At 60.1% G+C, this 14,176-nt stretch carries 9 protein-coding genes and 4 pseudogenes; 6 read left to right on the plus strand and 7 right to left on the minus strand.

The annotated features are described in order from the left end of the window. Window positions 1–67: 67 nt before the first annotated feature. Both ACA066_RS14775 and ACA066_RS14780 read left to right on the plus strand, forming a co-directional pair. Window positions 68–466, plus strand: a pseudogene (locus tag ACA066_RS14775) (substrate-binding domain-containing protein); the annotation flags it as partial. Window positions 467–616: 150 nt separating this feature from the next. Next, window positions 617–1,440 (plus strand): annotated as a pseudogene (locus tag ACA066_RS14780) (NAD(P)-dependent oxidoreductase). Here ACA066_RS14780 and ACA066_RS14785 read toward each other — a convergent pair. The 5 genes from ACA066_RS14785 to ACA066_RS14805 all read right to left on the minus strand — a co-directional run bounded on the left by ACA066_RS14785 (window position 1,352) and on the right by ACA066_RS14805 (window position 7,449). Next, the gene (locus ACA066_RS14785; RefSeq protein ID WP_497699978.1) at window positions 1,352–1,681 is read right to left on the minus strand and encodes a fibronectin type III domain-containing protein; all 330 of its coding nucleotides are present in this window, start codon (window positions 1,679–1,681) and stop codon (window positions 1,352–1,354) included. The pseudogene ACA066_RS14780 and the gene ACA066_RS14785 sit on opposite strands and share 89 nt — an antisense overlap. Before the next feature lie 129 nt (window positions 1,682–1,810). Beyond that, entirely contained in the window at window positions 1,811–2,998 is a 1,188-nt protein-coding gene (locus ACA066_RS14790) for a pyridoxal phosphate-dependent aminotransferase (protein WP_497695503.1), read from the minus strand. Between the two features lie 41 nt (window positions 2,999–3,039). Beyond that, window positions 3,040–4,665, minus strand: a complete 1,626-nt coding sequence (locus ACA066_RS14795) for a methyl-accepting chemotaxis protein (protein ID WP_497695504.1) — start codon at window positions 4,663–4,665, stop codon at window positions 3,040–3,042. 336 nt (window positions 4,666–5,001) lie between these two features. Next, window positions 5,002–6,138: a glycerate kinase gene (locus ACA066_RS14800; protein ID WP_497695505.1), complete on the minus strand. Its 1,137-nt coding sequence runs from the start codon at window positions 6,136–6,138 to the stop codon at window positions 5,002–5,004. 189 nt (window positions 6,139–6,327) lie between these two features. Then, on the minus strand, window positions 6,328–7,449 hold the full coding sequence (locus ACA066_RS14805) for a sugar diacid recognition domain-containing protein (RefSeq protein WP_497695506.1): 1,122 nt from the start codon (window positions 7,447–7,449) through the stop codon (window positions 6,328–6,330). Window positions 7,450–7,622: 173 nt separating this feature from the next. On the opposite strand from ACA066_RS14805, the gene ACA066_RS14810 reads away from it, so the two are divergent. The 3 genes from ACA066_RS14810 to rarD all read left to right on the plus strand — a co-directional run bounded on the left by ACA066_RS14810 (window position 7,623) and on the right by rarD (window position 11,219). Continuing rightward, on the plus strand, window positions 7,623–8,933 hold the full coding sequence (locus tag ACA066_RS14810) for an MFS transporter (protein ID WP_497695507.1): 1,311 nt from the start codon (window positions 7,623–7,625) through the stop codon (window positions 8,931–8,933). A gap of 194 nt (window positions 8,934–9,127) precedes the next feature. Further along, entirely contained in the window at window positions 9,128–10,141 is a 1,014-nt protein-coding gene (locus ACA066_RS14815; RefSeq protein ID WP_497695508.1) for an aldo/keto reductase, read from the plus strand. Between the two features lie 190 nt (window positions 10,142–10,331). Continuing rightward, the gene (rarD, locus tag ACA066_RS14820) at window positions 10,332–11,219 is read left to right on the plus strand and encodes an EamA family transporter RarD (protein WP_497695509.1); all 888 of its coding nucleotides are present in this window, start codon (window positions 10,332–10,334) and stop codon (window positions 11,217–11,219) included. 150 nt (window positions 11,220–11,369) lie between these two features. On the opposite strand, the gene hppD is transcribed toward rarD, so the two are convergent. Beyond that, complete coding sequence (gene hppD, locus ACA066_RS14825) at window positions 11,370–12,446, minus strand: 4-hydroxyphenylpyruvate dioxygenase (RefSeq protein ID WP_497695510.1); 1,077 nt, start codon at window positions 12,444–12,446, stop codon at window positions 11,370–11,372. Window positions 12,447–12,695: 249 nt separating this feature from the next. After that, window positions 12,696–13,544: pseudogene (locus ACA066_RS14830) on the minus strand (DMT family transporter); the annotation flags it as partial. Here ACA066_RS14830 and ACA066_RS14835 point away from each other — a divergent pair. Beyond that, window positions 13,544–14,115 (plus strand): annotated as a pseudogene (locus ACA066_RS14835) (LysR family transcriptional regulator substrate-binding protein); the annotation flags it as partial. The pseudogenes ACA066_RS14830 and ACA066_RS14835 sit on opposite strands and share 1 nt — an antisense overlap. Window positions 14,116–14,176: the final 61 nt, after the last annotated feature.

Here is a 14,176-nt window from a genome sequence, read left to right on the forward strand (position 1 = left end):
GTATCTGCACGCCCATGCTCACGAGGACATCGGCTTCGATCAACTCGCCGCCGTAACAGGCGTCGTCAAGGCGCAGATCGCTCAGCGTTCGGCGCTGCGCGGGACGCTGATCGAAACCGGCAGTGACCTCACGGCACACCTCAAAACCTTTCTCGATACACCCGGCCCCGGCCCGAAGGCGCTGTTCTGCGCGAACGGGATTGCGGCGCTGGCCGCTACCCATGCGTTGCGCGAGTTGAAATGCAACCTGTTTGAAGAGATCGGTCTGATTGCCCTCGATGACCTGGATTGGTACCCGCTGGTGGGTAGCGGCATTACCGCCCTCGCCCAACCGACGGCCGAGATTGGCGCGAGCGCGTTTGAATGCTTGCTCAAGCGCTTGCGCGGGGATGACGGGCCGGTGCGGCCCCTGGATTTTTCGGCGAGGTTGATTGTTCGTGGATCGACCAGAGGGAATCTCCGGTGAATGTGATGGCCTCATCGCTAGCAGGCTAGCTCCCACAGTGGCGCTGTGTTCGCAAATCCAATGTGGGAGCTAGCCTGCTAGCGATGAGGCCCGACAGATCATCACAAATTTTCATGCCATTTTTTTTGAACAAAAATGAAACCGGTTTTAATGAATAAACCGCCCGTCTCCATCAGCCTCTCCAGCTACGGCGCCGACCTTGTACGCCAACGCGGCCAAGGCAGTTTCATCGAGCTGCTGGCCGCCGCCGGCGCCCACTGCATCGAATGGCGCGAAGAGTTGCTGACGATCGAAGACCCCACCCAACTGGCCGACGCCACCCAGGCCAAGGGCCTCAAAAGCGTGTATTCCTCGCCGAAACCGGCGGTGGAGCAGCGCTTCGACGCGCAGTACCGCAACCTGCCAGAGCTGCTGCAACAAGCCGATTTCGTCTGCCTGACGTTGCCGCTGACCGCTGAAACCGAAGGGCTGATCGGCGCAGAGCAATTTGCGCTGATGCGTCCGGAAACCATCTTCATCAATATTTCACGGGGCAAAGTCGTGGACGAAACGGCACTGATCGAGGCGCTGCGGTCACGGCAGATTCGCGCGGCGGGGCTGGATGCGTTCGAGCGTGAACCGTTGAACCTGACTCGCCGCTTTTGCAGTTGAACAATGTGGTGGCGACACCGCACATTGGCTCGGCGACCCATGAAACGCGGGAAGCGATGGCCACCCGTGCGGTGGACAATCTGTTGGCGGCGCTGGCGGGTGAGCGACCGAAGAATCTGGTGAATGTGCGGGCGTGGCACTGCGCCTTCGGTACGACCGCAATGGTGACCCGATCCGAAAAGCTTTCCGCCGGGAACCGACTCCGAATTGTCTCAGTCTTGATCACCGGTCCATTCAGGTCGACGAGCTCTCCGATTTGGTGGTTCCTTTCACATCAGTGCTGCCTGGAGATTCCTCCTCGCCCACAAGCCCGAATGCTTTGATGAGGTATTCAGTGTTCGGCTCGAGGCCCTCGATCGTGTGGAAAAACGAACCCTCTTTCGGAACATCGTGTTGGCCGACAGGCTGGCCTGCTTGTTCCCATTTAAAGCGAGTGGCTTGCCTAAGCCCATTCAAGTATCCCCATGAGATCCTGATGGTGCGATCCGTCTGGTCAGTCACTGCAACTGTAACTGGCTTAGTAACCTTGGTTGGCTCATTAGGGCTGCTGCGATCCTTGTCCATATCGTGTACACCTTGGAGTAATTGAGACACCCCCTTTATGGACCACTTTGTACTTTTGCACTACTGTCAGAAGTGACAGTGGCAGCCAGCCGTTTTCCTGCTACCGGTCGCCGAAGCAACGAAAACCCGTCAGGCCCGCCGCGCCTCCAAAAGATCACCCGCACACAACGCAATCCGCCGACATGCATCCGCCAGTTTCGGACGATCCACCACCAAACCGATGCGAATGTGCCCCGCCGCGCTAGGCCCGAACGCTTCCCCGGCCAGCACCGACACGCCATAGCCCTCCAGCAATCGCTCGGCGAAGTGCTGGGCAGACAGCCCGGTCTGGCGCACATCGACCATCACGAACATCCCGCCATCCGGCCGCACCGCCCGCAACCCCGGACACGCGTTCAGGCTCGCGCACACCAGGTCGCGACGCTGACGATATTCCTCGCGCATCATTGCCACTTCCGGCAGATTCCCGTCCAACGCGACTTGCGCCGCGTTCTGCACAAAATCCGGAATGCCAAACAGCATGCACAACGCCAGATGTTCCAGATGGTCGATCAAGGTTTTCGGCCCGATCACCCAGCCCACTCGCCAGCCGCTCATGGCGTGGGATTTGGACAGGCTGTCGATCGTCGCGGTGCGCTCGGCCATGCCCGGCAGACTGGCCGGGCTGATGTGTTCGCCTTCGTACAACAGATCGCTGTAAACCTCGTCACTGATCAGCCACAGGTTGTGCCGAACACAGAGCGACGCCAGTTCCTGCCAGATCATCAGCGGCAAACTGGCGCCGGAAGGATTGTTGGGACTGTTGAGCAAAATGGCGCGGGTTCTCGGCGTAATCAGCGCCGCGACATCCGCCGGATCGACCCGAAAGCCGTTCTCCGGACGCACCGCCACCGGCACCACTTTGGCCCCGCAAGCGCCGAACACGCCTTCATAGGTCACGTACATGGGTTCGGCGACGATCACTTCATCGCCCGGATCAAGCAGGCATTGCACGACCGAATACACCCCGCATTGCGCGCCGGGCATCACGATCACTTCATCGACATCCACCGTCTGCCCACTGCGCCGCCGATGACGGCTGACGATGCTGTCGCGCAGCCCACGACTGCCGCGTACTTCTGCGTAATGGGTATCGCCAGCCAACAGGCTGTCGATGCACGCCTGAACGATGGGTCGCGGCGTATCGAAGTCCGGATCGCCCACCGACAACAGCAACACATCGACGCCTTGCTCTCGTAACTCCAATGCTCGGTAATGAATTTGCCAGGCCGCAGCGCCGTCGCCGGCGATTCGTTGGGTCAAGGCTGAATAGCGCATGTATTTCTCCAGTCGCGCGTGTTCCTAGCCTCAACCCTATCTCAAATCACGAAACGCGCCACCATCGCATTCAAATCAACGGCCAGGCGCGACAGTTCTTGGGTGGCGGCGCTGGTCTGATTGGCCCCGGCAGCGGACTGGGTGGCGAGGTCGCGGATGTTCACCAGGTTGCGATCGACTTCACGGGACACCTGCGCCTGTTCTTCGGACGCGCTGGCAATGACCAGGTTGCGTTCGTTGATCAGGTGAATCGACTGGGTTATCTGCTCCAGTGCAATGCCGGCGGCACGGGCCATTTCCAGAGTGCTTTGGGTGCGCTGATTGCTTTGCTGCATCGACGACACCGCCTCGCCCGTGCCGTTCTGAATGCCGGCGACCATCTTCTCGATTTCCTGAGTCGATTGCGCAGTGCGATGCGCCAACGCCCGAACCTCGTCCGCCACCACCGCAAAACCACGCCCGGCTTCACCGGCGCGGGCCGCTTCGATCGCCGCGTTCAGGGCCAGCAGGTTGGTTTGTTCGGCGATGGCACGGATCACGTCCAGCACCTTGCCGATGTCGCGCCCCTGAGTCGCCAGGCCTTCGATCATCAGCGAAGTGTTTTGCACGTCATGGGTCATGGTCTGGATCGCGTCGACGGTTTCCACCACGCGGTCGCGACCTTCGCGGGCGGCCTGAGTCGATTGGTTCGACGCTTCGGAAGTCGATACCGCGTTGCGCGCCACTTCTTCCACGGCCGCGGTCATTTCGTTGACGGCGGTGGCGGCCTGTTCGATTTCGTTGTTTTGCTGTTGCAGGCCGCGGGACGCTTCTTCGGTCACGGCGCTGAGTTCTTCGGCGGCGGCGCCCAGTTGCGTGGCGGAGCCGGCAATCTGCTCGATGGTTTTGCGCAGGTTGCCTTGCATGGTGGACAAGGCGCCGAGCAGGCGGGCCGGTTCGTCCTTGCCATCGATTTCAATGGCTTTGGTCAAGTTACCGCCGGCGATGGTTTCCGCTGCCTGCACCGCACGGTTCAACGGCGTGACGATGCTGCGGGTCAGCAGCCAGGCCAGCAGCACGGTCATGAGCGCCGCCACCACTGACACCCCGATGATTCCGTTCACGGCGGTGTTGTAGTTGTCTTCGGCGATAACCCCGGCTGCCTTGGCGCCCTCGATGTTGTACGTCACCAATCGATTGAGCTGTTCGCCCATCTGGTCGGTGCCGTCCTTGATCCGTGTGTTGATCAGGGTGCGCATCTCGTCAAGTTTATTCTGGCGCGACAGGTCCATCATTTCGCGCTGGGCCTGCATAAAATTGTCCAGGGTCGAGCTGAACACCTTATACAGCGCCGCTTCGTCCGGGCCCGCCGGCAATGCGGCGTAGGCGGCCTGGGCCTTGCGCGCCTTGTCGGTCAGCACGCCGATACGGGTTTCAGCTTCCTGCAGACTGGCCGGCTCGCGGTTGACCAGAATGCGGAACGACAGAATGCGCATGCGCAGGATATTTTCGGTGACATTGCCCAGGAAGCCGACACTGGGCAGTTGGTTGCTGCCCATATCAACCGAGGCCTGGCGGATGATCGACATGCGGTTGACCGCAAACACACCCAGCACAATCACCAGCAAGGCAATGAAGGCGAAACCCAGGAAAGCTCGAGGCGCGATATTCAGATTACGCAAGGACATAGGACGATACTCGGGTGATTGAGGCTTCGAGCGTCCTTGCCGTGATCACTGGCGGGCGGGCGTTGAGGCGCACCGTTCAGGTTGGCGCCACTGTTGTAATAGGTTTGTGTGCGCCTGATGTCTGTATCGGCTGGGGTTGAGGATTTTTGCGGGGATTTGCGAAATATTTTTCAAAGGGTTACTAGTGTTTCAACGGTGAAACACCCGATGTCCTGTAGGAGCGAAGCTTGCTCGCGAAGGACGTGAGGGCGCCGCTTTCATCCAGGCAACCCGCGTCATCGTTGACGTCCTTCGCGAGCAAGCTTCGCTCCTACAGGGATCGCGGCGTATTCAGGCTTAGCGCGCAGCTATTTGCCAGACCCGTGCAATATCGCTCGCCCGTTCACACAACAATCGAGGTGCCTCGGTGCACGCCTGTTCCAGTGTCATCGGCCCGCTCACCACGGCAAACGCGGCATCGATGCCATGCTCGTACAAGGCCTGATAGCCCTCACCCAAGGTGCCGGCAATGACGACGACCGGCACGCCGTGTTGCCGAGCGATCCGCGCAACACCAAACGGTGTCTTGCCGCGCAAGGTCTGCGCATCGAAACGGCCTTCGCCGGTGATCACCAGGTCGGCGGCCTTCACTGCTTCGGCCAGGCCAACCAGTTCCGCGACCACTTCAATCCCGGCCTTGAACTGCGCGCCGAGAAACGCTTTGGCGGCAAACCCCAGACCGCCCGCCGCGCCGCTACCGGGTTCGTCGCGTACGTCTTTGTTGAGGACTTGGGCGCACAGCTCGGCAAAGTGCTCGAGTGCGCGATCCAGTTGCTCGACCTGCACAGGCGTTGCGCCTTTCTGTGGGCCGAAAATCGCAGAGGCGCCGTGGGGGCCGCACAACGGGTTATTGACGTCGGCGGCGATGTCGAAGCGCACCTGGGCCAGACGCGAATCCATGTCACTCAGATCGATGCGGGCCAGTTGCGCCAGCGCCAGACCGCCCGGCGCCAGGGTTTCGCCCTGGGCATCCAGCAGCTTCACGCCCAAGGCTTGCATCGCCCCGGCGCCGCCGTCGTTGGTAGCGCTGCCGCCAATCGCGAGGATCACCCGTTGCGCGCCGGCATCGAGTGCGGCGCGGATCAGCTCGCCGGTGCCGAACGTGCTGCTGATACACGCATCACGCTGCGCGGGCGGAACGAGTTGCAAACCACTGGCCTCGGCCATTTCGATGATTGCGGTCAGGCTCTGTGGCAGCCAGCCCCACGCGGCGTCGACCATTGTGCCCAGCGGGCCTCGGACGTTGGTACGACGCAGTTGACCATCGCAGGCAGCCAGAACCGACTCGACCGTCCCTTCCCCGCCGTCTGCCATCGGGCATTTGACCAACTGCGCATCGGGCCAGACTTTCGCCAGCCCGAGGGCAATGGCATCGGCCACACCCTGAGCACTCAGGCTGTCCTTGAACGAATCGGGGGCGATGACGATCTTCATGCGAATTCTCCAGTTCCAATGCCCTCATGCTGCCAGCAGGCTAGAACAATAACGCCGGTCCGCTGCACAAGCGGCACGGAGGATTATTGTTCATTTCTACAAAACCTGTGGAGGCGTGCACGCGACATCGATGTTGAACGTGCCGCCGTCTTCGCGAGCCGGCTCGCTCCCACAAGGGAATTGTGTGAATCACGGTTTTGCGTCGGTATCAGGTAATAGCTGCACACCGAGATAAAGGGCGAGCATGCCATCGAGGCGCAACGGATCCACGCCGCTGAGCTCAGCAATCCGCTCCATGCGATAACGCAAACTGTTGCGATGAATCCCCAACGCATCGGCACAGGCCTGGCTCTGGCCGTCGTGATCGCACCAGCTGCGCAAGGTCGCCAGCAACTGACCATTACCGTCCTTGGCGATGACTTTGCGCAGTGGTTTGAGCAGCTCGTCCAGCGCATCGTCGTTGCGGTGCCGCCAGAGCATCACTGGCAGGCGATAACGGGTCAGTGTCAGCAAGCGCGAATGCGGCAGGACATCACGCCCGTAGGCCAGCAAGTCACCGACCCGCCGATAGCAACGGCGCAAGCCCGACAAACCATCCGCGTGCCCGCCCACGGCGATGCGCAAGATATTCCAGCCAAGGCCGTCGAGCTTTTCCAGCAGCCGGTCGTTCTCGATTGCCTGGCTCGCCGGTCGGCACCACAGCAACGAAGACTTGGCGGAACTCACGCACCAACTGTCCGGGTAACGCGAGGTCAGCCAGGCGCTAAGCGCCTCGACGGTTTGCCCCGGTCCGTGTTCCATCCCCAGCTCGAACAGATACGGCACCCGTGTCATCTGCGGTTTTAGCCCAAGCTGCTGCGCTTCATCGATCAGCCGCGGCGAATCACCCGCCTCGCTCAGCAGCAGCGCCAGCAGGTCATCGCAACGCTGGCGCCGCCATTGCTGCTCGGCTTGCTGGTTGCGCTGGCCTACCAGCATCTCGGCGGTCATGCGCACCAGCTCGGCATAGGTGCGCAATTGCTCGGGCTCACCGGTGATGCCCAACACGCCGATCAAGCGCTGGTCGAGCAACAGCGGCAGGTTGATCCCCGGCTGCACGCCTTTGAGATGGATCGCCGTTTGCGCATCGATTTCCACTACGCGCCCGTTGGCCAGCACCAGTTGTGCGCCTTCGTGCCGGGTGTTGACCCGCTCCGGTTCACCGCTGCCGAGAATTAACCCCTGGCTGTCCATGACGTTGACGTTGTACGGCAGGATGGCCATCGCCCGGTCGACGATGTCCTGGGCCAGGTCGTGATCGAGTTCGAACATAGCGGTAATCCTTGCAAGCGTGATGGATCGGGGGGTTGTTCACCCGCACAGGACCGGGTGACAAACCCTGTGCTCAGGCACAAAGACAGCGGCCATCAGGGTGGCTGAGACTCTCAGGGCGATCAACGTTACCCTTTGCATCGCAAAAAATCATAATAAAGAGAGAACCCGCCATGTCACAGAGCGCCGCCGCTACCCAGGCCATCGTTGACGAAAAAAATGCCGTCTACAAACGCATTACCCTGCGTTTGATCCCCTTCATTTTCATCTGCTACCTGTTCAACTACCTCGACCGGGTGAACGTTGGATTTGCCAAGCTGCAGATGCTCGACGCACTGAAATTCAGCGAAACCGTGTACGGCCTCGGGGCCGGGATCTTCTTTATCGGCTACGTGCTGTGCGGCGTACCAAGCAACCTGGCGTTGACCAGATTCGGCCCGCGCCGTTGGATCGCGCTGATGATGATCGTCTGGGGCACGCTGTCGACCTGCCTGCTGTTCGTCACCACCCCGACCGAGTTCTACACCCTGCGCCTGTTCACCGGTGCGGCCGAAGCCGGGTTCTTCCCGGGCGTGGTGCTCTACCTCTCGCAATGGTTCCCGACCTTCCACCGTGGCCGCATCATGGCGCTGTTCATGTCGGCGATCCCGGTATCCGGCCTGCTCGGCAGCCCGTTTTCCGGCTGGATCCTCAACCACTTCGCCGCAGGCCAAGGCGGTTTGGCCGGCTGGCAGTGGATGTTCCTGCTGCAAGGCATTCCGACCGTGATCCTCGGCGCCCTCGCCTACTTCCTGCTCAGCGACAGTTACGCCAACGCCAAATGGCTCACGCCGTTCGAGCGCTCGGTGCTGGAAGCCGACCACGCTATCGATCTGGCCAACAAGCCGAAAACCACCACCGACTCATTGCTGGCGGTGTTCAAGAACCCGGCGATCTGGGCGTTCGGCCTGATCTATTTCTGCATTCAGAGCGGCGTTTATGCGATCAACTTCTGGCTGCCGTCGATCATCAAGAACCTGGGCTTCAGCGATAACCTGGTGATCGGCTGGTTGAGTGCCATTCCGTACCTGCTGGCGGCGGTGTTCATGCTGATGGTCGGCCGCTCGGCTGACTTGCGCAAAGAACGTCGCTGGCATTTGGTGGTGCCGATGCTGATGGGCGCTGTCGGCCTGCTGATCGCCGTGAACTTCGCCACCACGCCAGCCATTGCGATTCTTGGCCTGACGATCGCCACCATGGGCGCCCTCACCGGCCTGCCGATGTTCTGGCCGGTGCCGACCGCGCTGCTGAGTGCCGGCGCTGCGGCGGGTGGACTGGCGTTGATCAACTCCATGGGTCAGATGGCGGGCTTCCTCAGTCCGTACCTGGTGGGTTGGGTCAAGGACAGCACCGGCTCGACCGATGCCGCGCTGTACCTGCTGGCGGGTGTGATTGTCTGCGGCAGCTTGCTGGCGTTGCGCATGACGCGCACTTTGCGCGCCTAAGCACCGCAAACCCCTGTGGGAGCTAGCCTGCTAGCGATGGCTGAGTGTCAGTCAGCATTGATGTTGCTGACAAACCGCCATCGCTAGCAGGCTAGCTCCCACATTTGTTCCGGGGATGCTTGAGATTTGCGTTTGCTCCCTGTCACAGTTCTGGTATTTGATTGAGCCTTTCCCACCGGTAAAAGGAATTCGTCATGAGCTACCGCACGCTGGGTCATTCGGGTTTGCAGGTGTCCACCCTGACCCTGGGCACCATGATGTTCGGCGAACAGACCAGCACCGAAGATTCCCTGCGGATCATCGACAAGGCCTGGGACCAGGGCATCAACTTCATCGACACGGCCGACGTCTACACCGGCGGCCGCTCTGAAGAAATCGTCGGCGAAGCGATTGCCGGCAACCGCCATGAATGGGTGCTCGCCACCAAGGTCGGTTTCGGCCCGATGGACGGCGTGCCAAACCGCAGCGGTCTGAGCCGCAAGCATATTTTCAATGGCATCGATGCCAGCCTGACGCGCCTCGGCACCGACTACGTCGACATTTATTATCTGCACCGCGAAGACCACAACACGCCGCTGGAGGTGACAGTGTCGGCCATTGGCGATCTGATTCGCCAGGGCAAAATCCGCTACTGGGGTTTGTCGAACTACCGCGGCTGGCGCATCGCCGAGGTCATTCGCGTGGCGGACAAACTGGGCGTCGACCGCCCCGTCATCAGCCAGCCGTTGTACAACATCGTCAACCGTCAGGCTGAAACCGAACAGATCACTGCTGCGCAGAACTACGGTTTGGGCGTGGTGCCTTACAGCCCGCTGGCGCGCGGGGTGCTCAGCGGCAAATACGCGCCGGATGTGAAACCGGACGCCAACAGCCGTGCCGGACGCGCGGACAAACGCATTCTGGAAACGGAATGGCGGGTGGAATCCCTGCGCATCGCCCAGCAGATTCAGCAGTACACGCAAGGTCGTGGCGTGGGCATTGTCGAGTTCGCAATTGCCTGGGTGCTGAACAACAGCGCCGTCACCTCCGCCATCGTCGGGCCGCGTACCGAAGAACAATGGGACGCCTACACTAAGGCGCAGGCGGTGAAGATCACGGCTGAGGATGAAGCGTTTATCGACTCGCTGGTGACGCCGGGGCATGCGTCGACGCCGGGGTTTAATGATGTGAGTCATTTCGTATCCGGCCGTAAACCCCGCAACACCTGAAGAAACACAAGAAAACTGTAGGAGCGAGCTTGCTCGCGATGGTGTATCAGCTACATCGGTGTCAGCTGACACACCATCTCGAGCAAGCTCGCTCCTACAGTTGGTCGGTGTTGATCAGTTGGTCAATATTCACCGCGAAAACCACGTATCCTCCGCCCCCCCGTTTCACCTTCAACTTCGCGAGGACAGTTTGTCTAAAGGTATCGCTCTATCGGTCTCGGCCTCGGTGCTGTTTGCCGTCATGTACTACTACACCTCACTGCTCACCCCGTTGAGCGGTGTGGAAATCTTCGGTTGGCGAATGCTGCTGACGGTGCCGTGCATGACCGTGTTCATGGTGGTGTCCGGGGAATGGAAGCGCGTGGTAGAGATTGTCCAGCGGGCCATCGCCCAGCCGAAACTGATCGCCGGCCTGATCGCCTCTTCTGCCCTGCTCGGCGTACAACTCTGGCTGTTCATGTGGGCACCGCTCAACGGCTACAGCCTCGATGTGTCTCTGGGCTATTTTCTGTTGCCGTTGACCATGGTCCTGACCGGGCGACTGGCCTACGGTGAGCGCCTTTCCTATCTGCAAAAGATTGCCGTGTTTTTCGCCTGCCTCGGGGTGATCAACGAGGTGTACCAGGTTGGTGGTTTTTCCTGGGCAACCTTGCTGGTGTGCGTCGGCTATCCGACCTATTTCATCCTGCGCAAGCGTCTGGCGGCAGACAACCTGGGCGGCTTATGGCTGGACATGGCACTCACGCTGCCCGTGGCCTTCTGGTTCGTGCAGACGGGCGAACAAGGTTTCAGTGTGTTTGATCAGCATCCGTGGTTGTCGCTGTTGATCCCGATTCTCGGCGTGATCAGTGCCTCGGCGCTGGTGATCTACATCATCGCCAGCCGGCTGCTGCCGTTCAGCCTGTTCGGGTTGTTGAGTTACGTCGAGCCGGTGCTGTTGCTGGGTGTCGCGCTGCTGCTTGGGGAAAGCATCAAGGCGGGGGAATGGTTGACCTACATTCCGATCTGGATGGCGGTGCTGGTGTTGGTGTTCGAAGGGTTCAAGCACTTGGTCCGGCAGAAACGCAAACCAATGTAGGAGCAAAGCTTGCTCGCGATGGGTGCGCTGCGGTGTATCTGCTGAACCGCGTTATCGTTCATCGCGGGCAAGCCTTGCTCCTACAAGGGCAGAAGCAAAGAAGCCCGATCTACATGAATGCAGATCGGGCTTCTTTGCTTCTGGCTCGGCTTAGTCGGTCGACAACACACCACGACGAACCTGATCACGCTCGATCGATTCGAACAACGCCTTGAAGTTGCCTTCGCCGAAGCCATCGTCGCCTTTACGCTGGATGAACTCGAAGAACACCGGCCCCATCAGGGTTTCCGAGAAGATCTGCAACAGCAGACGCTTGTCGCCCGACTCGGACGAACCGTCCAGTAGAATGCCGCGCGATTGCAGTTGATCAACCGGCTCGCCGTGGTTCGGCAAACGGCCTTCGAGCATTTCGTAATAGGTTTCCGGAGGCGCGGTCATGAAGCGCATGCCGATGCTTTTCAGGTGATCCCAGGTCTTGATCAGATCATCGCTGAGAAACGCGACGTGCTGGATGCCTTCGCCGTTGAACTGCATCAGGAACTCTTCGATCTGACCGGCACCCTTGGACGACTCTTCGTTCAACGGGATGCGGATCATGCCGTCCGGCGCGGTCATCGCCTTGGAGGTCAGGCCGGTGTATTCGCCCTTGATGTCGAAGTAGCGGATTTCACGGAAGTTGAACAGCTTCTCGTAGAAGTTCGCCCAGTACGCCATGCGACCGCGATACACGTTGTGGGTCAGGTGGTCGATGATCTTCAGGCCAGCGCCAACCGGATTGCGGTCAACGCCTTCGATGAACACGAAGTCGATGTCGTAGATCGAGCTGCCTTCGCCGAAACGGTCGATCAGGTACAGCGGCGCGCCGCCGATGCCTTTGATCGCTGGCAGGTTCAGTTCCATCGGGCCGGTTTCGATGTGGATCGGCTGGGCGCCGATTTCCAGCGCGCGTTTGTAGGCCAGTTGCGAATCCTTGACGCGGAACGCCATGCCGCACACCGACGGGCCGTGCTCGGCCGCGAAGTACGAAGCGACGCTGTTGGGTTCGTTGTTGAGGATCAGGTTGATCGCGCCCTGGCGATACAGGTGCACGTCTTTGGAACGGTGGGTCGCCACCTTGGTGAAGCCCATGATCTCGAAGATCGGCTCCAGCGTGTTCGGGGTTGGCGATGCGAATTCGATGAATTCAAAGCCCATCAGGCCCATTGGGTTTTCGTATAAATCTGCCATTTTGGCGCCTCATCATTTTTTAGAATTAACGTAACGTTAGTTTCAAGAAATGCTGAAGCCGGCGGGTGGCGCACAGGAGATGCCACGCACGCTGCGGGCGAGGAAGTCACCGTAGATCAATTGAAACCCAAAACTTTTCATTGTCGACCCAAGGCTGATACGGGCGAGGCTTCTGCTGCCAGAAGACGATTATTCTTATATGCGTAACCGGATTCTACACAGCGTAAACAGATTTGTCCGTCTTCTGTATCAAATCCCCTTTTTCCCTGCTCGCGCAAGGGGTTTGTTGCACAGGAAAATCCCCGCCAGGATCAACCCGCCGCCCAGACACATCGCCAAGGTCAGTTGCTCGCCCAACAGCAACGCGCCGAGGATGACCGCGGTCAGCGGGTTCAGCGCGATGAACACACCGGAACGGGTCGCGCCGATTTTGCGCATACCGTCGTAATAGCCGATGTACGCCAGTACCGAGCCCAAAACGCCCAGGTACATCAGGCTCAACCATTGCTGCGCCCCCAGGTTGATCAACTCCGCGATGCTCACCTCGCCCCTGACGGCACTGACGACCCAAAGCATCACCGTGCCGAGCAAGATCGAATACGTCACGGTTTGCATCGGTCCCAAGGTCTGGTTCAAGTCTTTGGAGCACAGCGAATAAATCCCCCAGCTCAGAACGCAGCCAAAAATCAGCAGATCGCCGATCCACGCATCGGCATTGCCGGCCAGCAATTGCGGGGTGCGACTGACAATCACCAAGCTCGCCCCGACGATGCAGATCGCTATGCCGGCGACCTTTACCCGACTCAAGCGTTCCTTGAACAGCAGCCACGAGGCCAATCCGATGACCGCCGGGTTCAGCGCCACGATCAATGACGCCCGGGACGCATTGATGTAATGCAGGCCATAAAAGAAACACAGGTTGTAGAAGAAGATGCCGAAGAACCCCAGAAGCGTCAGTTGCAGCCATTGCCTGGGGCTGGGGCGCGCCAGCGGCACGCGGGCCACCAGCAAAAACAGCAGCAACGCCCCGCTGGCCAGCAGGAATCGCAGGCTGGCGGCGAACAATGGGCTGAGGCTGTCAGCGAGAAAACGCCCGGACCTCGTCGATCAAGCTATTGCCGATGATTCTGCAGCAGTACCGTGCCGCTCACCCTGGCATTGAGGCCCACATTGATGAAGGTCCCGACCGTCAGGTAATCCAGTGGCTGGAAGAACGAAGCATCGACATCGGCTTTGTGGTGTTGCCGCAGGAGCGCTTCGACACCTTCGCGCTGATCGAGGACCAAATGGTCGCGTTACTGCCCGCCGATCATCCGCTGGCGGATCGCGACAGCGTGAGCCTGGGCGATTTGTGCCACGACCCATTCGTGCTGACCGAAGCCGGCTCTTCGGAACTGGTACGCGGTTATTCAGTGCCGCGCAACTGACACCCAACATTCGCTACCGCTGCTCGCAACTGCTGAGCACGCTGGACACCGTTGGCCGGGGCGATGCCTTGACGGTGGTGGCCGAAGGTTCATTGCCCGACGACCGCGACAATCGTTATGTGAAAAAACCGCTGACGCCAGCGGTCGCACGTCAGGTCGGCCTGGCGGTGCTCGACCGGCGCCAGTCTTCACCGGCAACGCTGGCCTTTATCAAACTGGCTGCAAGTCTGGACTTGCGTTGAACGGCACAAGCCTTGAAGGCCAACTATCATGGCCTCTGACCGAACTCTTTATGGGAGGCAT

The sequence above is a fragment of the Pseudomonas sp. LBUM1651 genome (assembly GCF_059716135.1).

Coding starts and splice junctions, on each gene's coding strand:
- ACA066_RS14785 (WP_497699978.1), bottom strand. CDS start 1,681: ATGGACAAGGATCGCAGCAGCCCTAATGAGCCAACCAAGGTTACTAAG.
- ACA066_RS14790 (WP_497695503.1), bottom strand. CDS start 2,998: ATGCGCTATTCAGCCTTGACCCAACGAATCGCCGGCGACGGCGCTGCG.
- ACA066_RS14795 (WP_497695504.1), bottom strand. CDS start 4,665: ATGTCCTTGCGTAATCTGAATATCGCGCCTCGAGCTTTCCTGGGTTTC.
- ACA066_RS14800 (WP_497695505.1), bottom strand. CDS start 6,138: ATGAAGATCGTCATCGCCCCCGATTCGTTCAAGGACAGCCTGAGTGCT.
- ACA066_RS14805 (WP_497695506.1), bottom strand. CDS start 7,449: ATGTTCGAACTCGATCACGACCTGGCCCAGGACATCGTCGACCGGGCG.
- ACA066_RS14810 (WP_497695507.1), top strand. CDS start 7,623: ATGTCACAGAGCGCCGCCGCTACCCAGGCCATCGTTGACGAAAAAAAT.
- ACA066_RS14815 (WP_497695508.1), top strand. CDS start 9,128: ATGAGCTACCGCACGCTGGGTCATTCGGGTTTGCAGGTGTCCACCCTG.
- hppD (WP_497695510.1), bottom strand. CDS start 12,446: ATGGCAGATTTATACGAAAACCCAATGGGCCTGATGGGCTTTGAATTC.